This is a genomic window from Pseudomonas sp. NPDC087639 (assembly GCF_044743385.1).
In the GTDB taxonomy this organism is placed as follows: Bacteria; Pseudomonadota; Gammaproteobacteria; order Pseudomonadales; family Pseudomonadaceae; genus Aquipseudomonas.
On sequence record NZ_JBIUWI010000008.1, the window covers coordinates 40,126 to 62,867 of the forward strand.

The 22,742-nt window shown below is 60.3% G+C and carries 23 protein-coding genes and 1 pseudogene; 10 read left to right on the top strand and 14 right to left on the bottom strand.

What is annotated here, in order from left to right; translation table 11 throughout:
• Positions 1-36 precede the first annotated feature (36 nt).
• Complete coding sequence (locus ACIOVB_RS05925) at positions 37-729, top strand: GNAT family N-acetyltransferase (protein WP_401265747.1); 693 nt, start codon at positions 37-39, stop codon at positions 727-729.
• Between the two features lie 139 nt (positions 730-868).
• On the opposite strand, the gene ACIOVB_RS05930 is transcribed toward ACIOVB_RS05925, so the two are convergent.
• Complete coding sequence (locus ACIOVB_RS05930) at positions 869-1,675, bottom strand: class I SAM-dependent methyltransferase (RefSeq protein ID WP_187677028.1); 807 nt, start codon at positions 1,673-1,675, stop codon at positions 869-871.
• 196 nt (positions 1,676-1,871) lie between these two features.
• On the opposite strand from ACIOVB_RS05930, the pseudogene ACIOVB_RS05935 reads away from it, so the two are divergent.
• From ACIOVB_RS05935 to ACIOVB_RS05945, 3 genes and pseudogenes are all read left to right on the top strand, one after another.
• Positions 1,872-1,961: pseudogene (locus ACIOVB_RS05935) on the top strand (type II toxin-antitoxin system RelE/ParE family toxin); the annotation flags it as partial.
• A gap of 2 nt (positions 1,962-1,963) precedes the next feature.
• Positions 1,964-2,272: an addiction module antidote protein gene (locus ACIOVB_RS05940; protein WP_187677027.1), complete on the top strand. Its 309-nt coding sequence runs from the start codon at positions 1,964-1,966 to the stop codon at positions 2,270-2,272.
• Positions 2,273-2,338: 66 nt separating this feature from the next.
• A complete protein-coding gene (locus ACIOVB_RS05945; protein WP_401265749.1) occupies positions 2,339-2,686 on the top strand; it encodes a hypothetical protein in 348 nt (115 codons plus the stop codon).
• 130 nt (positions 2,687-2,816) lie between these two features.
• Here ACIOVB_RS05945 and ACIOVB_RS05950 read toward each other — a convergent pair whose 3' ends face one another.
• The 5 genes from ACIOVB_RS05950 to ACIOVB_RS05970 form a co-directional block, all read right to left on the bottom strand.
• The gene (locus tag ACIOVB_RS05950; protein ID WP_401265752.1) at positions 2,817-4,247 is read right to left on the bottom strand and encodes a sigma-54-dependent transcriptional regulator; all 1,431 of its coding nucleotides are present in this window, start codon (positions 4,245-4,247) and stop codon (positions 2,817-2,819) included.
• The gene (locus ACIOVB_RS05955) at positions 4,216-5,709 is read right to left on the bottom strand and encodes a sensor histidine kinase (protein ID WP_401265753.1); all 1,494 of its coding nucleotides are present in this window, start codon (positions 5,707-5,709) and stop codon (positions 4,216-4,218) included. Before ACIOVB_RS05955 ends, ACIOVB_RS05950 begins: the two co-directional genes overlap by 32 nt.
• A gap of 103 nt (positions 5,710-5,812) precedes the next feature.
• Positions 5,813-6,910 (bottom strand): SCO family protein, encoded by a 1,098-nt coding sequence (locus ACIOVB_RS05960; protein ID WP_401265756.1) that lies wholly within the window; start codon positions 6,908-6,910, stop codon positions 5,813-5,815.
• Entirely contained in the window at positions 6,907-9,714 is a 2,808-nt protein-coding gene (locus ACIOVB_RS05965) for a multicopper oxidase domain-containing protein (RefSeq protein WP_401265759.1), read from the bottom strand. The genes ACIOVB_RS05960 and ACIOVB_RS05965 overlap by 4 nt, the downstream gene beginning before the upstream one ends.
• Positions 9,715-9,879: 165 nt before the next feature.
• Complete coding sequence (locus ACIOVB_RS05970; protein WP_401265760.1) at positions 9,880-11,328, bottom strand: sensor histidine kinase; 1,449 nt, start codon at positions 11,326-11,328, stop codon at positions 9,880-9,882.
• 382 nt (positions 11,329-11,710) lie between these two features.
• Between ACIOVB_RS05970 and ACIOVB_RS05975 the strand changes: the two genes are divergently transcribed.
• The 6 genes from ACIOVB_RS05975 to ACIOVB_RS06000 all read left to right on the top strand — a co-directional run bounded on the left by ACIOVB_RS05975 (position 11,711) and on the right by ACIOVB_RS06000 (position 18,106).
• Positions 11,711-13,057 (top strand): hypothetical protein, encoded by a 1,347-nt coding sequence (locus ACIOVB_RS05975; RefSeq protein ID WP_401265761.1) that lies wholly within the window; start codon positions 11,711-11,713, stop codon positions 13,055-13,057.
• Positions 13,058-13,092: 35 nt separating this feature from the next.
• Positions 13,093-15,324: an Ig-like domain-containing protein gene (locus ACIOVB_RS05980; protein ID WP_401265763.1), complete on the top strand. Its 2,232-nt coding sequence runs from the start codon at positions 13,093-13,095 to the stop codon at positions 15,322-15,324.
• Between the two features lie 72 nt (positions 15,325-15,396).
• On the top strand, positions 15,397-15,861 hold the full coding sequence (locus ACIOVB_RS05985; RefSeq protein WP_401265765.1) for a curlin: 465 nt from the start codon (positions 15,397-15,399) through the stop codon (positions 15,859-15,861).
• Positions 15,862-15,888: 27 nt separating this feature from the next.
• On the top strand, positions 15,889-17,340 hold the full coding sequence (locus tag ACIOVB_RS05990) for a curlin (protein ID WP_401265767.1): 1,452 nt from the start codon (positions 15,889-15,891) through the stop codon (positions 17,338-17,340).
• 300 nt (positions 17,341-17,640) lie between these two features.
• A complete protein-coding gene (locus ACIOVB_RS05995) occupies positions 17,641-17,847 on the top strand; it encodes an antitoxin (RefSeq protein ID WP_401265770.1) in 207 nt (68 codons plus the stop codon).
• A complete protein-coding gene (locus ACIOVB_RS06000) occupies positions 17,837-18,106 on the top strand; it encodes a type II toxin-antitoxin system mRNA interferase toxin, RelE/StbE family (RefSeq protein WP_083368636.1) in 270 nt (89 codons plus the stop codon). Before ACIOVB_RS05995 ends, ACIOVB_RS06000 begins: the two co-directional genes overlap by 11 nt.
• A gap of 101 nt (positions 18,107-18,207) precedes the next feature.
• On the opposite strand, the gene ACIOVB_RS06005 is transcribed toward ACIOVB_RS06000, so the two are convergent.
• The 8 genes from ACIOVB_RS06005 to ACIOVB_RS06040 all read right to left on the bottom strand — a co-directional run bounded on the left by ACIOVB_RS06005 (position 18,208) and on the right by ACIOVB_RS06040 (position 22,741).
• A complete protein-coding gene (locus ACIOVB_RS06005; RefSeq protein ID WP_401265862.1) occupies positions 18,208-18,375 on the bottom strand; it encodes a hypothetical protein in 168 nt (55 codons plus the stop codon).
• Complete coding sequence (locus tag ACIOVB_RS06010; protein WP_401265772.1) at positions 18,368-18,745, bottom strand: DUF6124 family protein; 378 nt, start codon at positions 18,743-18,745, stop codon at positions 18,368-18,370. Before ACIOVB_RS06010 ends, ACIOVB_RS06005 begins: the two co-directional genes overlap by 8 nt.
• Positions 18,746-19,648: 903 nt before the next feature.
• On the bottom strand, positions 19,649-20,527 hold the full coding sequence (locus ACIOVB_RS06015) for a CsgG/HfaB family protein (protein ID WP_187677014.1): 879 nt from the start codon (positions 20,525-20,527) through the stop codon (positions 19,649-19,651).
• A gap of 29 nt (positions 20,528-20,556) precedes the next feature.
• On the bottom strand, positions 20,557-20,988 hold the full coding sequence (locus ACIOVB_RS06020) for a curli assembly protein CsgF (RefSeq protein ID WP_187677013.1): 432 nt from the start codon (positions 20,986-20,988) through the stop codon (positions 20,557-20,559).
• Positions 20,985-21,377: a curli production assembly/transport protein CsgE gene (csgE, locus tag ACIOVB_RS06025; RefSeq protein ID WP_187677012.1), complete on the bottom strand. Its 393-nt coding sequence runs from the start codon at positions 21,375-21,377 to the stop codon at positions 20,985-20,987. The genes ACIOVB_RS06020 and csgE overlap by 4 nt, the downstream gene beginning before the upstream one ends.
• Positions 21,374-21,913 carry a type II secretion system protein gene (locus ACIOVB_RS06030; RefSeq protein ID WP_401265775.1) on the bottom strand — a complete coding sequence of 180 codons (540 nt, stop codon included), beginning with the start codon at positions 21,911-21,913 and terminating at the stop codon, positions 21,374-21,376. The genes csgE and ACIOVB_RS06030 overlap by 4 nt, the downstream gene beginning before the upstream one ends.
• The gene (locus ACIOVB_RS06035; RefSeq protein ID WP_401265778.1) at positions 21,888-22,262 is read right to left on the bottom strand and encodes a type II secretion system protein; all 375 of its coding nucleotides are present in this window, start codon (positions 22,260-22,262) and stop codon (positions 21,888-21,890) included. The genes ACIOVB_RS06030 and ACIOVB_RS06035 overlap by 26 nt, the downstream gene beginning before the upstream one ends.
• A gap of 5 nt (positions 22,263-22,267) precedes the next feature.
• Entirely contained in the window at positions 22,268-22,741 is a 474-nt protein-coding gene (locus ACIOVB_RS06040; RefSeq protein WP_187677009.1) for a type II secretion system protein, read from the bottom strand.
• Position 22,742 lies beyond the last annotated feature (1 nt).

Genomic DNA, 22,742 nt, shown 5'->3' on the forward strand with positions numbered 1-22,742 from the left:
ATCCACAGCACCCTGGCTTCGGCCACGGAGGACATCATGAGCGTCATCGAAAAACTACAAGAACGCATCCGTCAAAAAGGCCTCGGCCGCACCTTCGGCACGATGTGGAAACACTACGTGTTCTTCCATTGGGAACTGCTGTGGATGGAGCGCGACCTGGTCAGCCCGGTGCCGCCGCACAAGCTTCGCCCTTACGACGGCCTGCGCAAAGTCGACATCACCCCGGAAAATGCCGGGGCGTTCGGCAAACACTTTGGTGACCGCGTGGAGACCATGGCGGAGCTCGCCGCCGAGGGGCACACCGGGCACATGTACCTCGATGCGGACGGTCATGCCGTAGGGTTTATATGGGGCAGTATTCGCGACTATCACGACCGCCACTATTACGGCTGCATGTTCCCGGTAAAACCCGGCGAGTTCTTCGAGTTTGGCGGCGAAATGATCCGTGCCTATTTCGGTAGCAGCCTGTCGGTGGACGTGCAAGTCGCCCTCTGGGAAGCCATGGCGGCCCAGGGCTGCAACAAGGTCGTGGACGTTTGCGAAACCCACAATATCCCGGCGCTGAAACTGCACATCCGCATGGGCTACCAGGAACAGGGGCGCATCACTCACGTCTACTGCCTGTTCGGCCGCTGGAAATTCTTCCGTGAAACACGCTACGAAGGCTCGCGGCTGGAGCCATTGCGCAAACCGGAGCGGCCGGTGGTGAGCGCCGCGGCGCAGACTTGAGCCAATCCACAAATGTATGGCGGCATTGATGCCGCCATCGCTGGCAAGCGAGCTCCCACAGGGTTTTGGGTGTACTCGGTATTTTGTACGACACAAAATGGCTTGCCAGCGAAGAGCCCTGTAGCCGCGCTGATGAATCTCAGACTTTGGTGGCAACCAAGGTGAAACACATCGGTAACTGCGCCTCCCGGTTCAGATACCGGTCATACAATTCCTCCCGATTCGAATGCGCGTATTCCTTGAAGTGCGCGATGTTCAGCCCTGCCCCGATGGCGCCGCTGAAGATCGCGCCGAGGTTATGCACGAACCAGTAGGACTTCGCCGCCTGCTGCTCGACCTTGCCGACATAGACAATCGGTTCTTCCTGCACGAACGGCTCGGCGCGGAAGTACGAGCTCGCGAGGCGATACGGATCCTCGGCGTCGGGGTCGACCATTTCCAGAAACGGGTGGGTTTCGTAGATCACCAGTTTTCCACCCGGTTTCAGCGTCGACGCAACGTGACGGAAGAATTCGCCGATGTCGGGCATCCAGTTGAGTACACCGATGGTGATCAGCGCCACGTCGAAGCGGTTGTGCAGCAATGCCGGTAGGTGATGGATATCGCTTTCGATGAATTCGGCGTTGTGCGCTGAGCGGCTGTTCAGCTCACGGGCCTGATCGAGAAAAGCGCTCGACTGATCCACCCCCACGACACTGCGCGCACCGAGGGCAAACAGCGAAAGACTCTCGCGACCGTTGTTGCAGCCCAGTTGAATCACATCTTTACCGTCGACACCGACCTCTTCCAACAACCCGCGCAGCGTGTCATCGAGGCAGGAGAAATCTGCCTGTGCGACGTCGCTCAGCAGCGCCTGCCAGTCAGGCGAATCCTGATGATGGCGGGCGGAATCGTTCCACGCCTGTCGATTGCTTTCGATGGCGTTTTTATTGTTCGGCACTTCCATGGCGCACTCCGGACGATGCTTGTGATTGAGCGGTCGGAGTCTAGATCAGGCTGTCAGGTGTAATTGTCGAAAACTTGTAAGCGACGCTCCTACAAAACAGGCGCTTTTCGCCCACAAGTGTCGACGAATTATCCAGGACCGATAGAAGACTTGGCCGACTGCTTATCTGTATCTACTTGGATACAGTCAGTAATGAGGTGCAGTCATCGTTCTACTGGCCGGAGGCGACAAATCCTCACAAAGCGCAGACATCCGGCGCGCAAAAAAAATGGCAAGGGAGGTTTAACCATGAGCCAGACTTTGACGAATTTCGACATGGCGACATTGTTGGACAGTGACGAGGCCATCAGCGAATACCTGTCCCAGGTTCTTGCAGATGGCGATAACGAGGAGTTTCTTCGAGCAATAGGTTATGTGCTCAGAGCCCGCGGAATGACGCAGATAGCCAAAGACGCAGGCATGGGTCGTGAAAGTCTGTACAAGGCGTTCGCGCCAGGCGCAAAGCCGCGCTTCGACACCGTATTGAAGGTCATCCATGCCCTTGGCATTGACCTTTGTGCACAACCGGGGCATTTGATCAATCACTCGACATCTTGAGCTCGTGGATGGCAGAGCCAGCTATAGTTAATAGCCTTGGGGAAAACCGCACTCGCAGGTGCCGCCATGCAAATGCTCAATCGGCTGTTGTTGACCGTCTGTCTGCTCGCCGCCACTTCGGCGCAAGCGCTGGACAGCAATTTCGTTTACTACGGGCCGAACCAGCCCTTCGCCCACCCTGCCCCGTATTCGTTGAACGCCACGCCTCCGCGGCCCTTTGATGACACGGCGCCGCAGGATTTCGTGATCATTCCCGACCGCCGCGTGTTCTCCGACTCGCAACTGCCGACGGTGGCGGATGCGACAGTGCGGGTGTTTATCCGCACGTACGATGCCGAGCGCGGGATTTATGTGAATGACGAGGTGCTCGACCCGAGTTGTGTGCTGGAGTGCCTGAGCCGTCAACAGCACTGAGCCTGGACCTTGAACATCGATCATCCGCTGTAGGAGCTGCCGAAGGCTGCGATCTTTTGATCTTGATCTTAAAAACAAGATCAAAAGATCGCAGCCTTCGGCAGCTCCTACAGGGATAGTTTTTGCCTGATTACCACTGGCGTTTGTCCGGGCGCGCGAGGCCGAGCTTTTCGATGCGGTAACGCAGCATGTCGCGGCTCAGGCCCAGCAAACGCGCGGATTTGGTGACGTTCCAGTCGGTCTTGTCGAGCATCTTGCGCACCATGTCGCGCTCGACTTCCGGCAGGTTCATCGATTCGGTGTTGCTCGCCGGGCGTGGTTCGTAGTGCGTCGGCACTTCGTGCAGGTGCAGCGGCGGCTCGTCGACCAGGCTCATGCACACGTTCAACTGATGCGCGGCGATGGTGTCGCTCGGCGCCAGCAGCACGGTTTGCTCAAGCATGTTGCGCAACTCGCGCACGTTGCCCGGCCAGGTGTAACTGAGCAGCAGCTCTTCGGCCTGCTGGCTGAAATGCAGGTTCGGTTTGCCGTAGCGTTTGCCGTGGCTGGCGAGGAAGTGCCGGGCCAGCATCAGGATGTCTTCACCTCGGGCATACAGGCGCGGCACCTTGATCGAAATGATCCGCAAGCGGAAAAACAGATCGCGACGGAATTTGCCCTGCTGGACCATTTGCTCAAGGTTGCAGTTGGTCGCGCTGATCACCCGCAGGTTGACCTTGCGCTCCTTCACCGAACCGACCCGGCGAATCGTCCGGTCCTCCAGCAACTTCAACAGCTTGGCCTGCAACAGCAGATCCATTTCCCCGACTTCATCGAGAAACAATGTCCCGCCGTCAGCGGCTTCCACTAACCCCACGCGACGATCCTTGGCGTCGGTGAACGCGCCCTTTTCGTGGCCGAACAGTTCCGACTCGACCAGATTCGACGGGATCGACGCACAGTTGAATTCAATGAACGGGCCTTTGCTGCGTGGGCCGTCGAAGTGCAGCGCGCGGGCCACCAGTTCCTTGCCGGTGCCGGTTTCGCCCTCCACCAGCACGGGCGGCAAATCGGTGTTGGCCATGCGCCGTTCGGCATCGAGCAACTGGCCGATAGTGTTTTTCAGGTACTGCATCGGTGCCGACTCGCCGATCAGCGCCTGTATCCCGGATTTCTGCGCCTCGCGTTCCTGATAGAACGACAGGGTGCGCTCCATGCGCTCGGTGGCCAGGGCCTTGTCGAGCAGCAGTTTGAGCTCCGGCAGCGCAACCGGTTTGGTGACGTAATGGAAGGCGCCCTCCTTCATGGCCACCACGGCATCGTCGACGTTGCCATAGCCGGTCATCATGATCACTTTCAGATCCGGCGCGCTGATGCGCAGCTTCTGGATCAAGTCGTGCCCACTCATGCCCGGCAGCGAGTTGTCGGTCAGCACGATGTCCGGCATGAAGCTGCCCAATTGCTCCAGCGCGTCTTCGGCCGAATGGCAAACCGTCACCTCGAAGTCTTTGCGCTCCAGGTAGGTCTGAATATTTTCGGCCAACAGTTCATCATCCTCGACCAGCAGAATGCTGTGCTCCATATTCCCCTCCCGATGCCACTTTGAAGTTGAGACTGACGCGGGTTCCTTCCTGCTCTTTGCTGGTCAAGACGACCGAGCCCTGAAAACGCTCCATGATTCTTTTGACCAACGCCAGACCAACCCCGAGGCCGCCCTGCTTGGTGGTGAAAAACGGTTTGAACACCAACAGTTGCTGTTGCGCACTCATGCCCTTGCCGGTGTCGCTGAGGGTCATGCGCACGCTGTCGGCCTGCGGTGTTTCGAATTCGACGCTGAGCACACCGCCCTTGGGCATGGCTTCCAGAGCGTTGGCAAACAGGCTATTGAGTATTTGCGTGAGCAGCACCCGCTGACTGACGACTGGCGGGCAAGGTTGCGGACTGAAGCGCACCTCGACTCCATTGCGTTTGATCAGAGCGTCGAATGCGCCAAGGGTATCTTCGACCGCCAGAACCAGATCCACCGCCTCGCCTTCCTCGCCCATCGGCCGCAGCGACACCAGCAACTCACGCACCCAGCGCGACATGCGATCGACCTGGCTGATGATGTCGCCGATATTGCGCTGCGCGCCCTCGCTGGCGACTTCCTGCGCCAGTTCGGCGCTGGAGCGGATGGTCGCCAGCGGATTGCGCAGGCTGTGGGCCACCGCCGAGGACATCTCGCCCAACGCGACAAATGTTTCATTGCTGATCAACTGTTGCTGTTGGCTCTGCAGCAACTTCGCCGCTCGCCGGACAATCCAGAACAGCGCCAGAAAGATGGCAGCGCCACCGAAGAACGTCGCCGCCCAGATCGACGCGAAGCCACGGTCGATCCGCGCCACCAGATCCGACGGCTCCTTGTAGACCTCGACCATCGCGACTACTTCACTTTTGTCGGCGTTGAACATCGGGATGTAGTTCTCGATGAACAGGTATTTGGGCTCACGCAACAATTGCTGCTCGGGCTTTTCGTCATCGACCTTGTGATAGCTGGAGGACACCGGCACTTTCATTTCGAACGATTCGTCCAGTTCATCATCGTCTTCGATGCGCACGCCAATCAGCTCAGGATTGGTCGACCAGATCACCGTGCGATCCTCGGCATACACGGTGGCGAGCAAAATATCCGGCAAGTGCTCGACATGATCGAGAAACTCGATGCGCGCCGCCGCACGTGAGCCCGGATTGACGTCGGCAAAGGCATTGTCCTGACGTGGGTCGAGCATTTCGCCCATGGTGCGTTTGGGGGTAATCCCGGCGTGGCGGATTTCCGCATCGCCGATGGCCTGAATGAATTGCGCCGTCAGTAGCGCATCACGCTCGACGCTTTCGGTGACGACGAAACGCGTGGAGATATAGCCCAGCCCCAACGCGACGGCGGCAATGATCAGAAAACTGGCGATCGAGAACCAGCGCAGGAGATTGAATCGCTCGCGCCAGCCCTTGCTTGCTGCTGCCGATGCGACCGGCGCAGGTATTTTTGGAGATTCCAGACTCTGCATGGGAGTGCCTTGGAGTGCTTGTATCGGACCGTTACAGCCGCCTTCATGAATCAGTGTAGGTGGCTATGACCGCGACACAGGTTTCAATGATGCTATTTCGCCGCTACTGCATACGACTTGCCGTCGCGGCTGGATCGCCCGGTTTTACTGGCGTCAATGCGCCGCCGGCCAAGGGTTGGACGGACGGCTGCTGACGCTCGGTTTCATCACTGAGGAAGTCGATGATCGCCTGCGCGGACTGCTCGTCCAGGCGCAGGTTGGGCATCGGGATTCGCTCGAATTGTTCAAACAGTTGCAGCGCGATCGGGTCTTTTTCCGCGAGCAGGCGATCCGGCTCGCGAATCCAGCGGTTGAGCCATTGCGCATCGCGATTGCGAGTCACGCCAATCAAGTCCGGGCCGATACTGCGCATGCCGATGCCCTGGCCGTCCTGCGGGCCTAGGCTGTGGCACGACGCGCAACGCGTGCGGAACAGTTCTTCGCCGTTGCTCGGTGGGCGGATCTCGGGCGCGTTGGCGTAGCTTTCTTCGGCGCTCGGCTGCTTCCAGTTCTGCAAGGTATTGGCCAATTGATCGGCGAGAATCCACGGATTTTCGAACGGCGAGGCTTTCATCCAGCGCCCGGTGGTCTGGTTGCCGACGATCAGGCTGAGGTTGTGATCCTTGCTGCGGCCGTTGTCGACGCCGTCGATGAACAGCCCGAGCTTCTTGCGCAGGTCGGTGACGTCTTCAAACTCGCCAGTCAAAAACTTCCAGCCGGGGCCGATCTTGAAGCGTTGCGCGTAGGCCTTGAGCACTTCGGGTGTGTCGCTGAGCGGGTCGATGCTGATCGAGTAGAAAAACACGTCCTGGCCAACCCGGTCGCCCAACAGTTTCTGTACCTGGCGCAGGCGTGCGGTTTCCAGTGGGCAGGAGTCGCTGCACGAAGTGAAGATGAAGTTGATCACCACCACTTTGCCTTTGATCAGGTCATCAAAAAAACGCACCTGCCGACCATCCTGATCAGTCAGCAACGTGTTGGGGAAATAATCGCCGCCCCACGGGGTGGCGGATTCAGCAGCAGACTGCTCGCCGACACCGGCCTGGTGCGCCAGCAGCACGCGACTGCCGAGCACACAGGCCACCAGCATCAGCACCAGGTGCATGCCCAGCGCCCGAGAGCGCGGGTTATGCACGGGGCGGTCGACAGGCCGGCGGTTCATGGATTGACCAGCACTTGCGGGCCAAAACCGTCGCCGTTACGGAAGGTCGGCAGCGCGGCGGAGTTGACGTAGCGCACCCCGTCCCAGCTCGGCAGCGGGGTCGGCATCAACTGAAATTGCCCGGGTTTTTCAATGTCCCAACGCAGCAGCATCGAGTTGTCTTCATGCTGGGTGTTGTGACAGTGCTCCATGTAGGTCCCGGCAAATTCGCGGAAGTTGATCGCCATCTCGACGCTGTCCAGACCATCGATTTCCGACCCGATACGGTAGACGTCCTTGCGCGCCCATTTTTCCCATTCCGGTGGTGCCTTGCCGCCGCGACTGAGGATGATGCCCTCCTCGAAGTGCACATGCACCGGGTGACTCCAGCCCTTGCCGCCGGCCTTGATATTCCACACCTCAAGGGTGCCGAAACCGCTGACACCGGCATCGGTCGGGCCGCTGGACAACTGGGTTGAGGCATTCAGGCGACGTGGGTCCATGTGGAAGCCGAAACCGCCATCGGTCTTGACCGTCCACGGCGCTTCATCGGTGCCGTCGGAACGGCCGAAGGTGAAGGTGCGGTGCCGGGCCTTGGCCAATAGCGCCTTGTCGGCAGCATTGTCACGGTGGATCTTCAGCGGGATCATCACCAGCCCTTCAGCCTTGCCCGGTTTCGCCGGTTCGTAGGCCGCAGGGTTCATCGCCAGATCCTGACCGGCATAAGCCTTGACGTTGAGTTGCAACAGCTTGCCCACCGCCGGATCACCCTTGTCCCATTGCGGGCCCTTGCTGGTCTGCTTGAGTACCGGCAGGTATTTCTCCGAGAGCACATCCGCCAGCGGGATCACCTCTTTCGGGCCTTTGCCATCGTCGTGGGCTTGCAGGTTGAGGAAGAACAGCTTGTCCCCCGGTTTGATGCCGTTTTTCGCGAAGTTGACGATGATGTCGAAGCGCTCGGCGATGCCTTGGGTCGGCAGGATCGCGTTGTGGTTCTGTTTGTCACCGTCGGCATCCAGATCCATGCTGCCGTCGAACGGCACGCTGTGTTCCATGATGTTGCCGTCGTTGGCAATCATGTGGAACGGCACGCGGCTGTAGGACACGCCGGAGTTTTTCGGGCCCTGGAACTCGCCGCCGCTGCCCTTCACTTCGCGCACCAGCGCCAGTTTGAAGTAGCGCGACACCGAGCCATTGAGGATGCGCAAGCGATAGCTGCGCGCCCGTACATCGAGGGTTGGTTTCCACTGCCAGTTGACCAGCACTTGATCGCCGATAAAGCCGTCGGTGTTGAACGGGTTGAACCACAACTGGCCTTCCTGATCCCAGGCCTTGTCGGCGAACACCAGGTTGACGTCGTAGTCGCGGTTGCCCCACGGCAAGGCGCTGCCGCTGGGCAAGCGCAGGTTGACGCCGTCGTCCACCGACTCGTTGCCGCGATCCAGGGCGCTGTAGTAGTTCATCATCGCCGCGTTGCCCTTGTAGACATTCTGCGCGGTGAAATCGAGCATGTGGTCGTGGAACCAGTGGGTGCTCATGGTTTCGCGCCAGTCGCCTCGGATCTTGATGGTGCCGTGGTCGCAGGTCTTCTTGCTCGGGGCCAGGTCATTGACCCACAGGGTCTCGCCCGCCGCACAAGGAAACGCCGCACGCGGGTCTTCAGCCTTGGTGTTGATGCTGTCGTAACCGGCGAGCTGAATCGGCCAGCGATAGTCGTAGAACTGCCCCGGAAAGAAGAACGCGTTGGCATAGCCGTCACTTTCTGCCGGCGCGTGGCCGTTATGCTCGTGGGTGCTGATGGTGTGCAGGCCAAAACCGCGGTTGGCTGATGGATCAATCGGCAAGCCGTTGTAGTGACGCATCAGCACCGGTTGGCCGTAACGCACCATCAACAGTTTCGGCGGCAACGTGCCATCGAAGGTCCACACCGAATTGTGGTTCTGCGCCGGCATGGCAGGGTGGAAACGGGGGTCGACGCCCCTGGCGGTGCCATCGGTCACTGGAACCCCGGCAACGTTGTGGTACAAACCGCCCGGGCCGAATTCACCGACCGCGTAGCCGTGCATTTGCCGGGCATCACGCAGGCCACCGTTGACCCGTACACCGGTCTGCACGGTTTTGTAGGCCGCTTGCGGGTAAAACTCGTTCCAGCGCTGATGCGACCAGCCTTTTCCCGGTGGCCGCCCTTCGGCGGACGAGCCGATGTGACGGTTGAGGAATACTTCGATCTGTGCCTGCCACGGGTTGCGGTCGACCACGTTGGAGAACTGGCTGGGGAATGGCGTCAATCCGGGTTGGCGCAGGAACGCATCCAGCGCGGTGCCGGGTGGCGCACTGCGTGCGATGTTGTTCGGGTCCTGGGCCGGTGCCGGGCCGATGGCGGCCGGCGGGAACGGCAACGGCGCGGCCGGGGTGGTCGGGTCGAGTTTTTCCGGGCCAAACTCTTCGAACAACAGCAGTTGCTGAGTGAACGGTTGCGCGCCGTACAACGGGCTCGGTTTGCCGTTTGTGGGGTAGTTGAAACTGGTCTGCACCGTCGGCGGCAGGATGTTTTCCGTGCGTGGGGTAATGCGCGAACCTTTGACCCCATTGGGCAAATCGAAGGAGTCTTCGTTGGCCTCGGGCATGGTCAGGATCGCACTCAGCGCGCCGGCGCGATCCACCGGTTCGTCGTAATACGAAGAGGGGTCGGAGGGTTCCGGCTGATTCTCGTCATCGATGGGGCTGGCTCGCACACCGGTCAGGGTGCCGAGGGTCAACATCAGAAAGACGCTCAGAGGCGTCAGTCGGAAGGTATTGCCGGGTTCACGCGTTGTTCTGTCCATCACCAGCCACCTCATCAAGGAAGGGGTGATGGTGTTTTGCAACTACCGCGCCAAAATATTATTTCCAGTTGTAACAGCGACTTGGGGTTGCTGTTGGTTGCCCCACTCCCCGGCGACTGGGGCCTGACACCCACTGATGGGGAAAGTTCAGAAAACTCTTCGAGGTTATGGAACCCGCCGAAAAGCCAGGCGAACCGTGGTCCCCTCGCCTTCACGGCTATCCAGAGTGACACCTCCGCCGAAGCGTTCCATGATGCGCTTGACCAGCACCAGGCCGACGCCCAGGCCACCGGACTTGGTCGTGAAAAACGGCCGGAAGGCCATGCTGCGCTGTTCTTCATTCATGCCTTTGCCGGTGTCGCTGAGCACCACGCACACAGCGCGGTCGCCACTGGGTTCGAGGCTGACGGTCAATGTGCCGCCCTTGTCCATGGCCTCCAGCGCGTTGGCCAACAGGCTGTTGAGGATCTGCGTCAGTTGCACCGGCTGGCTCAACACCATGGGCGTACTTTGCGGCTGAAACACCACTTGCACGCCGGCCCTGGCGATCTGTTGCTCGAACGCGACGAGGCTTTCGTACAGCGCCGCCACCAGATTCACCGGTTCCGGGTCATCGTTGAGCGGGCGCAGCGACTGCAGCAACTCGCGCACCCACTTCGACATGCGATCGACCTGACCGATGATGTCGTTGATGTTCTTCTGCGCGGGGCCGGCGTCGAACTCCAGCGCCAGTTCGGCACTTGAGCGGATGGTCGCCAGCGGATTGCGCAGGCTGTGCGCCACGGCTGAGGACATCTCGCCCAGTGCGACAAAGGTTTCATTGGCAATCAATTGTCTCTGCTGCGCCGCAAGCAGAATGGCCGCGCGCCGCACGATCCAGTACAGCCCCAGATAAATCAGCCCGCCGCCCAGCGCAGTGGCCAGCCAGATCAGCGTCAACCCGCGTTCGATACGGGCAATCAGGTCTTTGGGCTCCTTGTAGATCTCGACCATCGCCGTAACGTTTTTGCCGTCGGCGTCGAACAGCGGAATGTAGTTTTCAATAAACATGTAGTCCGGTGGGGTGACGAATTTCTGCTCCTCACGCTCCTTGTCGACGTTGTGATAACTGGCCGACACCGGAATCTTTTCATTGAAGGCGCGATCGAGGTCTTCGTCGGAATGAATGCGCGTGCCTTTCAACGCCGGGTTCGTCGACCAGATCACCAATCGATCGGGGGCGTAGATATTGGCGAGGATGACATCCGGCAAGTGTTCGATGTGATCTAGAAACTCCCCACGGGCATTGGCCCGGGCTGCCGGATCGACGTCGGGAAAATCCTTGTCCAGGCGTGAATCGAGCAACTCGCCCATGGTCCGCACGTTGGGAATCGAGACATGACGCACTTCGGCCGAGGCGATGGCCTGAATGAATTGCGCCGTCAGCAAGGCATCGCGCTGCACGCTTTCGTCGATCACAAACCGTGTCGACACCATACCGAGCGCCACGGCCACAGTGCCGATCACGGCCATGCTGATCAGCGAGAACCAGCGCAATAGGTTGAACGGCAGCGTGCGCGAGCTCAACCGTAGATTGCGGTCCTCGACTGGAAGCGATTTCGACTGCATGTTCATGGCGACGACGTCCCGATACTTCCCTATAGGGTTATAGCCCACGGTTGGGGCTTTGCCCGGATGCGGGGCCATCTACCCGATTGCGCTAGAACCCTGTGGGAGCGAGCCTGCTCGCGAAGGCGGTGCGTCAGTCGACATTTTCTTCGCAACAAGTCCGCTTTCGCGAGCAGGCTCGCTCCCACAGTTTTTGCATCCCCACCGCCCCCAATCCTGGGGACTGGCGCCCTATCCAGGCCGAACCTCCAACTTACCTCCAAGCTCCGCAAGCCCTCTAATCCAAGCCTCTCGAGCACTTTCGCCATACCTTGGCATGGAAGGTGTACAGGCCCTCTGCAACTGACCCATCCCTAAGGGGCAGGTACTTCGATAGAGGGATTAACTCATGCACCCTTTACTGTCCAAAACCGCGACCGTCCTGGTCGTGAGCGCCCTGGCCCAGGGCATTGCCCAGGCCGCTTTGTTCGCTGTTGATCCGGGTCCGTACATACCGGCCAACGGCGGTTTCGCCAGTTGGTATCAGGACACCCACGGCCGCACCCTGGATCTGTGCCTGTCCAAAGCGCTCAGCTCGCGAGTGCCCAGCGCTCCCGGCGCGCCTTCGTACATGTGCACACTGCTGCCAACCCCCGGCGTGTTCGACGACGCACAGCCGATTGTCTTCCCGACCAACTTCCCCGATGAATCGTTCTGGTTCACCGGCGAAACCACCATCGTCGATGCCGCACGCGGGATCGACCTCGGTTTCGTCAGTGCCATCGAAGCCGCGTTCGCTGCCGAAGAACCGGTGGAAGGTGATCAGGTCAGCTTTGCGCGGATCCGTATCCGCGTCGATGTACCGACCGCCGGCACCTACGTGATCACCCACCCGTACGGCGTCGACGTGTTCAACATCGACACCCCCGGCCGGCGCGCGATCAATATGACCCGCGACATCGGCATCGGTATACCGCAAACCTACGACGGCGCGCTCAAGGGTGACATTGGCCCATTCCTGCGCAGCGTCAATGGCCCCTACACCGAGACCAACCCGGTGACGGGCGCCGCCGAGCAGTTTGTCGGTGACCCGAACCTCAACGAAGCGGTGACCGGTAGCCCGTTCAACACCAACTACGTGCGGATCGAAGGCCCTAACGGTCTGGATCTGCGTTCGACCACTTTCGCCGTCTCCGGCAAATTGTCGACCGTAGTGCGGCCAACGCCAATGATCACCGAGCGCAGCACCTACTCGCGCAAAGCCGGCGACAGCGCACCCGTGGCCCAGCAGGACGTGTTTGTGAAAGCGCCGCCCGCGCCGGGCACCGTGGCCGTCACCAGCAGCACCCCGGTGCTGAACATGACCGAAGCCAACTCAACCGGTGCCTGGTACGCGCAATCGGCAGTCAACCCGACATTGCCGACCACCCTGCAAGTGACCGCCGACAACCACTTGGCCATCGCCAGCAGCACGCCAACCACCCTGCCCATGACCCTGACCGACCTGGTGGTGATCCAGCGCGCCGAATACAGCCTCAGCTCCGGGCAATTGACGTTGGTCGCCTCGACCAGTGACGAGACCTCGCCGCCGGTGCTCACCGCCAGCTCCTTCAGTGGTGCCGCCATAGGCGCCCTGAGCGGTGACGGCGCGGTGAAAACCCTGGCCACCGGGATCTCGCCGATACCACCGGCCAAGGTTCGGGTGACGTCGTCCAACGGCGGCAGCGATACCGAAGAAGTGGTCATCGTGCAATGAACGCTCACATGCCCAGATCCGTATCAGGAGGCATCATGAACAAGTGGCCACGCTTTGCGCTCAACGCGCTCGGGCTTGCTCTCTCGCTGACCGGCAGTGCCTATGCGCAACTCGCCGCCGTCGACCCCGGCCCCTACACCTTCGCCACCGGGAAATTCCCGATGTGGTACCAGGACAACAATTTGCTGTCGATGGAACTCTGCCAGTCGCGCGCCGCCAGTTCGCGAGTGCCTGTCAGCACACCACCGTCCTACATGTGTATTTTGCTGGCCGAGCCTGGGATCTATGACGACGCCCAGCCGATGATCTTCCCCGATAACTGGCCACCGGAAGCCTTTTGGTTCCTGGCCGAAACCACCATCCCCCAAATCGGGAACAGTGGTTATGAACTGGAAGCCTACGTGGCCGCGATGGAAGCGGCGTTCGCTTCGGAGAACCCGGTCGATGGCGATCAGGCGAGCTTTGCGCGGATCCGCATTCGGGTCTCGGTACCCACCGCCGGCACCTATACCATCACCCACCCCTACGGCGTGGAAACGGTCAATGTCACCACCCCGGGTCGGCGGGCGATCAACATCACCCGCGACATCGGCATCGGTGCCCCGGGCAATTTCAGTGGTGCGCTGAATGGCGCTATCGGCCCGTTCCTGCGCAGCGTCAACGGTCCTTATACCGAGGTAAACCCGGACACCGGCGCCACCGAAACCTTCGTTGGCGACCCGAACCTCACCGAGGCGGTGACCGGCAGCCCGTTCGACACCAACTTCGTGCGCATCACCGGTCCCGCCGGCACGATCCAGTCCAATATCTTCAGTCTGTCCGGCAAGGTGCTCGACAACCGTCAGCAAACTCAGGTGGAAATCGACCGCGCCACCTATCACCGCACTGCCGCTGGCGTGCGTGCCGAAGTGTTTGCCAAGGCTGACAGCAGCTCGGCGCTGTGCTTCCGGGAAACCGTGGCATTGCTCCCCGGCCCGCCGCCGACGCCTTGTCAGACCAGTCTGCTGGGTGACAACAACGGCCTGTTCTTCGGTCAGCGCCTGGGCACCGGCGCCGTCCCACCGGTCGTGGTGGTGACCGCCACCAACCCTACCGGTACCACGCGACCTACGGCCGTGTCGGCCAAACTCACCGACGTGGTGAAAGTGCAGACCGCGCGCTACAGCTGGAGCAATCACAGCCTGTTGATCGAGGCCACCTCGACCGATGAAGTGGCCGTGCCGGATATGGTCGCGCAGGGCTACGGACGTCTGTCGAAAACCGGCACCCTGCAACGCATCACCATCGCCGACCTGACCCAGCCACCGGCTACCGTAACGGTCAAATCCGCCGCCGGCGGCAGCGACACCGAGGCTGTTGTGGTGGTCGGCACCGCGCCGAACACCGGTGAGAACCAACCACCGATCGCCAATACCGACGCCGGCAGCACCAGTTTCGGCGTGCCGATCACCCTCAGCCTGTTGACCAACGACAGCGATCCCGACGGCGACACGCCGCTGAGCATCACCGCGCTGACACAGCCGGCTGCCGGCCAGGGCACCGTCGCCCTCAGCGGCTCCACCGCTGTGGTCTACACCCCGCCAGCCGTGGTGAACGCGCCACTGACCACGACCTTCACTTACAAGGCACAAGACGTCAAAGGTCTGGCCTCGACGGCTCCGGCCACCGTGACCATCACCGTAGCACCTAACCGGGCACCGACTGCGGTCGCCGACAGCGTCGCGACACTGGGCGTGGCGATCCCGATCAACGTCCTGGCCAACGACACCGATCCGGAAGGCAACGTGCCGCTGGGCGTCGCCAGCCTGACCCAACCGGCCGCCGGCCGCGGCACGGTCAGCACCGACGGCACAGTGATCACCTACACCCCACCGGCCACCGTGACCACGGCGTTCACCACCACCTTCACCTACATCGCCCGGGACAGCTTCGGCGCCCAGTCGACGTCGGCCACGGTGACGGTGCAAGTCTCGCCACGGCCAGCGGCGGAGACCTTCGCAGTCACCGCCTCGACGGTGCAGGCACGCTCCGGTGGACGCTTCAACTGGGACTTCACCGGCACCTCCTCGGTGACCACCGGCAACACCATCACCGTGCAGGTCACCACCCCGACCGGGCTGGTCACCTTGGGCACGACGACGGTGCCGCTGACCGGTCGCTGGCGGTTGACGCTGAACAACACGACGGTGGTGCCATCGGCTAACCCGACCGCAACCATCCGCTCGTCCCAGGGCACCGTTCGCACGGTGTCGGTGAACACGCTTTGAACCTGCGCCCCACCCACTTTCGGGTGGGTGGGGCCTGGCTTCAAGCGCTTATTGCCCAAGAGGTTTTCCGCCATGAACACGCCGACCGCCGCCCTGCTTTGCCTGCTCTTGCTGTGCAGCAGTGCAGGCGCGCGCGCCGACGACCTGATGGAAAACGACGACCTGGCGCCCTCCAGCGCCGACCTCGGCGAGCTGCCACCCCCCGTGGGCCAGCAAGCCCTGATCGAGCAGATCGGCCAGGCCAACCTCGCGCTGCTGCAACAGAACGGTCAGTCGCTGCTTGGGCGGATCGTGCAGTCGGGCAGCAATCAAGAAGCTTACATCCTGCAACAGGGCAGCGACCTCATGGCCTTGATCACCCAGAACGGTTCCGGCAACGCCGCATCGATCACCCAAAACGGCAGCCACAACCGCGCGCAGATTTCGCAAAACGGCAACAACAACGACGCCAGCATCGAGCAGGCCGGCGCGGGGCTGCAAAGCGCCGTGACCCAGTCGGGCAACGGCATGAGCGTTTCGGTCAAGCAATATCGCTAAAGCACTGCACTCATCGGAGAGTTAATCATGTTCAAACTGACGCCCCTCACCGCCGCCCTCCTGGTCATGATCAGTGCCCAGGCCATGGCCGACGACAGCCTGTCCACCCAGAACCAGGCCGGTACTGCCAACATCGCCGATGTGAAGCAGACCCAGGCCCCGTTCAGCACCGCCACCCAGACCCAACTGGGCCAAGGCAACAACGCCGCCGCCCTGCAAGACAACGCCACTAGCGTGATCACCCAGGACGCGGTCGGCGACTACAACGCCGGTTACGCCGAGCAACTGTTCGAAAACAACAGTGTCATCACCCAGCAGCAAGCCGGCGCGTTCAACACCAGCCACGCCAGCCAGTCGCTGGGCTTCGGCGCCGGCAACCAGGCCCTGCAACAACAGCAAGGCACCGGCAACTTCTCGTTCGTCTATCAAGACTCGCAGAACGGCAGCGAAGCCAAAACCTTCCAATACGGCGACGGCAACGAAGCCAACATCGAGCAACTCTATGAAGGCACCGGCAACAGTTCGGTGATCACCCAGTACGGCACCGCCAACTACGGCACCGCCGAACAGGTCACCCACAACGGCGGGCAGATCGGCATCAACCAGGCTGGCGAAGGCAACTACGCCTATGGCGACCAGCGCGACGGCACCGGCGGCAACATCACCATCAACCAGTTCGGCAACCTCAACGGCACCGAGATCTGGCAAGACGCACAACTCGCCAGCCAGGCCACCGTCAACCAGTACGGCGACAGCAACGAAACCGTGGTCGATCAAAGCTTCGGCGAAAACAACAGCGCCGCCGTCACCCAGGTCGGCAACACCAACGCCATCTATGCCGACCAGTTCGAGTCGGTCAACTCGACCCTGGCGCTGTACCAGGTCGGCAACGGCAACGTGCACTACACCTACCAAAGCGGCGACAGCCACGTCCTCAACGCCACATCGGTAGGCAACGACAACAAGGTCTACGCCAGCAACTGGAAAGGCCCGCAAACCGGCGGCCAATTCGGCAGCAACCAGCGCGCCAACATCACCCAGGCCGGCACTGGCAACATCGCCAGCTTCACCCAGGATGGCGTCGGCCAGATCATGACCACCAGCCAGACCGGCACTGGCAACAAAACCACGGTCAAACAGGCTGACTCCTACAACGAGCTGTACTTTGATCAGAACGGCAGCGACAACATCCTGATCTCCGATCAGCGCGGCACTAACAACCTGATCCAGGGCTCGTCGAACGGCACCGGCAACAGTGCTGAGTTTGATCAATCCGGGACTGGCAACCAGGCGTACACCGCGCAGCTCTATGGCAGCGACAACATGATCACGGTCAAACAGGCTGACACCATGAACGTGGCGTATGTAACCCAGGGCGGGACGGGGAACATTGCCAATGTCGATCAGAGCGGGATGACGCAGACGGCGAACATTCAGCAGTTCGGGTCGGCTAACCAGGCGAGTGTTTTGCAGCAGTAAGGGTTGAGTGTTGATGAACCGCGATTCTCTGGTGAAGAGGGTCGCGGTTTTTTTGTGGGCTGACGTAACCACACGCGCGGCTTGCCAGACCAGCCGAGTCCTACAGAAAAAAGAATGCTTTTACCAAATCCGTGGTGTTTTCCTACCACTTCTGGCGGTTGGCGATCGGAAGTACGGCGTCTAGGATTCTTCGGGACAAATTGATCCTCATGGAGCTTGACCAACGTGCTATTCATCCAGCCAGCGACGACAGCAAATGCTTTACCGAATAGACTTCGAGGCATTAAACCCGGAGGTGCCATGATCGACCCGTCTTTAATCGACCCACTGTGCCCAGTCGTTTCAGATCTTGACCCTGAAGAGCAAGCCGCGAGCTATGACCGCTGGTTAATCGCCAAAGTGCAGGCTTCAATGAATGATCCACGACCGAGCATTCCAAATGATCAGGTTATGGTCGAGATGCGTGCCCTGATGGAAGCAAAGCGTAAAAAATACGATGCAGGTTGAGTGGCAGCCCGAAGCTCGGGCTGAACTCCTGAAAATCCTTGATTACATCAGTGACCGGAACTTAGTAGCGGCTGACAGACTTTCCCAAGCTATCGAAGGCGCTACGGTTACCCTTGCTCAACATCCACACCTCTATCGAATAGGTCGAGCGCCCGGCACTCGCGAGATGGTTGTGCACCCCAATTACCTGATCATTTATCAAGTGGTGGGTCGGATAAATATTTTGAGCGTTTTGCATGCGCGTCAGGAATATCCATAACGCAGACCGAAAAATGCCGGCAGACCAACGTAATTATTTTGTTAACGACAAAAACGCGACCTTTTCGAGGGTCGCGTTTTTTGTTTCCCATCCTTCCTGAGTTATGGGGAACTCTTGGATGGTGATTCCGAGCAACTCAAAGAGTCAGCCCAGTCCTGCACTGCTTGATCATCAATAAAGCGACCAGCATCCACATCGGCCAACGCTTCCAAGGTCAGACGGCGCTTTTCTACTTCCTGATCGTTTTGGATCTTCGGGGAATTAGCCATCCTTCAACTCGACGTGATCCAGCGCTTGATTGACTGCCAGTTCACCCAGCATCACGACTTGTGCGATACCGAGCGCGGTCTTGCGGTGTGAGGGCGGCAGCGAGGCGGCGAAGTTGTTGAGCATTTCACTGGCCGAACCGAGGGTTTCGCTGGCATTGGCCAGTAGAGACTCGGTGTTGTACCTGGGGTTGGCGAAGTACATGGGCTCCGGCTCGTTAGTGCTGGACATGATCGGAGCGGAAGGATTGAGGTAGTAATCGAGCGCACGGTCGGCAGCATCGTGGAGTTTTTTGCTGTCGACTGAGGCGTAGGGGGATGTGGTGTCGGTGGTGATTTCTGATTCTGGCGGATTGGGTGTTGGTTTTTTCATGATTATTTACCCTGTATGACGGTTATAGCTGGCCCCCCATTCGGTTTCCAAGCGAATAGGTGGCAGCTGTACGCAGGTTGGAAACCCGGGACAGAGGCAACCCGGCAGACACAAGGTCTCCCACGCACAGCCGCCATAACAAAGTGCACACAGTGAAGGTGCGCAAGGATACGTTATGAATGGCGCTTGTGCGCTCTGTAGTTACTCGGGTTTCCATGCCCGGCCGCTGAATTGGCAGCGACGAACACAGGCTAGAGACCGGACGTCCGACGGACAACCTGAAAACATTGTGGGAAGGTTCCGCCGATTCAGACACTTTTTTAAACAAACTTCAGATCGTAACCCTCACCCTAGCCCTCTCCCGGAGGGAGAGGGAACTGACCGAGTGGTTTGGTGGAAGTACGCCGACGTGCGCTATCGCGTTGAACTCGGACTTTGAAAAGCACACAAATCGGCCCCCTCTCCCTCCGGGAGAGGGCTGGGGTGAGGGGCAAATCCACCACAAATCCAAAGCCGACCACCCTGTGCTCCTCACCACTCAACAGGATGAGCGTTAGCTCGGCTGCTGCTTTTGATCTTGATCCACCGGCCCCGTCGGCAGGCTGAGTGGAGGGATTTATCCGGGGGGGGGAGCGCAGCGACTGTTTGGCGAAGCCAAACACATCGAGAGGAGGTGCAGCGAAGCAAACCGGAGGCGATGCCCCCGGATCAATCCCGGAGCGAAGGAACCCCGAGCCTCAGCGAGTGGGCCGAACGTTGGGGCAAGCCTTTTTTTGCTTACTTTTTTGAGGCGTTTGTCAAAAAAGTGAGTCGCCGTCAGGGCGAAACCCTAAGCAGCCGTTACCGCAGCAACGGATATGTACTCAATCAACAAGAACCTGGTCGGCCCAAAGGCCGCCACGTTCACTCAACGTCAGCCTCAGCCTCAGCCCCCGGATCAACCTTGTTCTGACTCAAATACCGATTCAAAACATCATCCTGAGAAGGCGAAGAACTATCCCCCGCCACCTGCCACAACCGCCGCTCAATCCCCTGCGCCACCATATGCCCCACCGCCGCCTCAATCGCCGACAACACACACAACTGCGCCGGCTCATTCGTCGTATAACCCACCTCGGCCTCGAGCAACTTCTTGAACTCGATAAACTTGAACACCCCGGCACTGCGCGCCACCGAATAAATCGTCTTGCTGGTCATCACATTCGACAACACCTGCCCACTGCGCACATCCACCGCACGCAAGTTGACGGTCACCTGATCCACCCGATACTCCCGGGAAATATCAATCCCCAGATACCGCGCCCCTTCCCCACCGCTACGCACATTCGTGTCGTAAGCGATGATCCCGCCTTCAAGCATCATGTTCGCCGCCTGCAACGGTGGCAGCTCACCCTGAATATTCACCGGCGTATTCGGCTTCTTCTGCGAGGCGCGAATAATCTTGCGCTCGGTCAGAAGGTTCTGCAGCCCTTCGCGCTCCAGCACCACAAACCAGCCACTGGCCTGCATCGCGTCCATCAACATCGAGGCCGCGCCCTGGGTCACGCTGGTGGAAAACGAACTCGCCGGCGTCGGCTTGTACTGCCCGGTCTGGTCACGGAAGCCGTACACCACCGCCATCAAACGCCCCTTGGGTCGCGGCATCTTCAGCAAGTCGTAGTAGGTCGAGGCCCTGGGGGTCAGGGTCGGGGTTTCGGTGTCCTGCTCGGCCGACATCGGCTCACGCAGACTGCACCCTTGTAATGTCGCCAACATCAGCCCTAGCGCGATGATCTTTTTCATGTCCGTCTCTCCCCGGAACCGTCAGCCCGTCATGGGTTGAGGCCGTTCACCTGAATTTCCGAAACTTCACCAGTCGCTCGGTCGGTCACTTCAATGCTCAGTGCCCCGGAGTCGTCGATGACGTTGACGATAAAAGTGTCGGTGGACAGGCTCCCCGTGTTGCCGGTGGAGATGTTGTCCAGCAACTGCCCTAGCAACCGCGATTGCAATTGACTGGTGAAGCGCTCCAGCGCCGAGGTGCCGGCCACGGTCGAGCGGCTTTTGAGGTCCGGATCGTCGTGATCGTTTTGCGCCTGGGCGTTGTTAAGCAGCCATGTGCCGTTGAGCGGGTTGCCGCCGAATGACGGGTTGACCGGCGTGTAGACCAGTTCGGTGGCCTGGACGGCGGCAGCGCTGGCAAGGCCGATCAACAACCCCGAGATCCAGAATCCGCTGCGCCGTGAGAACGTTGTGGTTTTCATAGTTCGTCCTTCTCAAGGTCGGTGGTGTCCTGCAACAGAGCCTCCAGCTTGCGCTGGACAACCTGGCGTCGAACCCAGTCAGCGGCCGCGTAGGCCTCTTCCTTCAGTTCCACGGTGTTCGGCGGCAGGAAGCGCCGATACACCAGGCGTTGCTGATATTCCACGGTCACCAGGCTGCCCCAGCGCGCGTCGGGCCGCTCGCGCACCACCAGGTTGAAATCCATCCGGCTGGTGTCGCGCAGGCGTTCACTGAACGAGTAGTAAAAATCGTGGCCGATGTGCGAGATCGTGTCGTCGACAATGAAGCCCATCAATTCATCCTCTTCAGCGGCGTGAGCGCAGCCCACCACGACACTGAGGATCAGCGCGCACATCCACTGGCGGCTCATGGCTGCAACGCCTGCGGCAAGACCGACTGGCCTTTGGCCGGGCCGTTGGTGCCGTCGAGGAAGGCTTTTTCGGCAACGAACTGCCAGTCCGAATAACGCTGCATGCCTTGAAAATCCGACCACTGCGTGGGGAAGTCCGCCTGCTTCAACGGCACCTCGGTCGAAGGGCTGTTGAGGCCGGTGATGCGTCCGTCAAAACCCCGTTGCAGTGCCCATTCACCTTTACCGATCGGGTCCGGATAGAGCTGACGCAGATGATGCCGAGCCTCCGGAAAACGCTGATCGTCGAGCAGGTCAGCGAGCTCTTTCGGGTACTGCGCCAGCCCCGGCGAACTGCGGTAGTAGCTGCGCAGCGCCTGGGCATATTGCGTGCCGACCCAGAGCAATTGCTTCTCGCGGTCGCGGCGCGAGGCGGTCGACCACAACTCGCCGGCACTGGCCAGGCCCATGCCCATCACGACGATCAGGAACAGCACGCCCAGGTAGGTGAAGCCACCCTGCTGCGCGCGGTTACCACTCGGAATACTGGCTGCCATCACGCGCCCTCCCGTTGGCACCGCTTTTGATATCGGCCACGCCGCCCGCGACGCCTTCCGGTGGCGCGATCAGCACCCACAGGTCTTTGCGTTCGGTGATCGGGTCCAGTGGCGCGTTGCGCAGGTAACGTTGTTCGATCAATTGCTCGATGGAATCGGGGTAGCGCCCGGTGTCGCCGTAAAAGTGATCCAGCGCTTCGCGCATCGCCGACAGGCTCTGGCGCAAAGTGGTTTCCTTCGACGCTTCGAGGCTGCTGAAGTAGCGCGGCAGCGCGATGGTCATCAGCGTGGCGATGATCGCCATCACCACCATCAACTCCAGCAAGGTAAAGCCTTTTTCCCGGCGCATGAGGTTCACCACTCGCGGTAAGCGATGCCGTTGAGGCCCTTGCCGCGCGCCGTGGAGTAGACGTCGAACACGTCCTCGCCATCGCGCGGGTTCTGAGCCGAACTGTTGTAGGCGCGCACGCCCCAACCCCCTTCGTCATCACGTTTGGCCGGCACCAGCGGGTCACGCGGGATACGGCGTAAAAAGTAGAACTTGGCCCCTTTGGCGCTGCGCACATCACGCACGCCTTCGACCAGCACTTGCAGGTTCGGCGGGTAGCCGCTGCTGTTCATCGACTTCTCGATATAACCGGCATCGAAGGCACGTTTGTAGGCGTCGATGCCATCGCGAATCTGATACAGCGCGGTGCGCAAATCCTGCTCCTTGCCGCGCCGCACCACGGTCTCGGTCAGTGGCGCGGCCATGCTCGCCAACAGGCCGATCAGGGCCAGCGTCACCACGACTTCGATCAAGGTAAAACCGCGCTGGGAGGCGTTCATG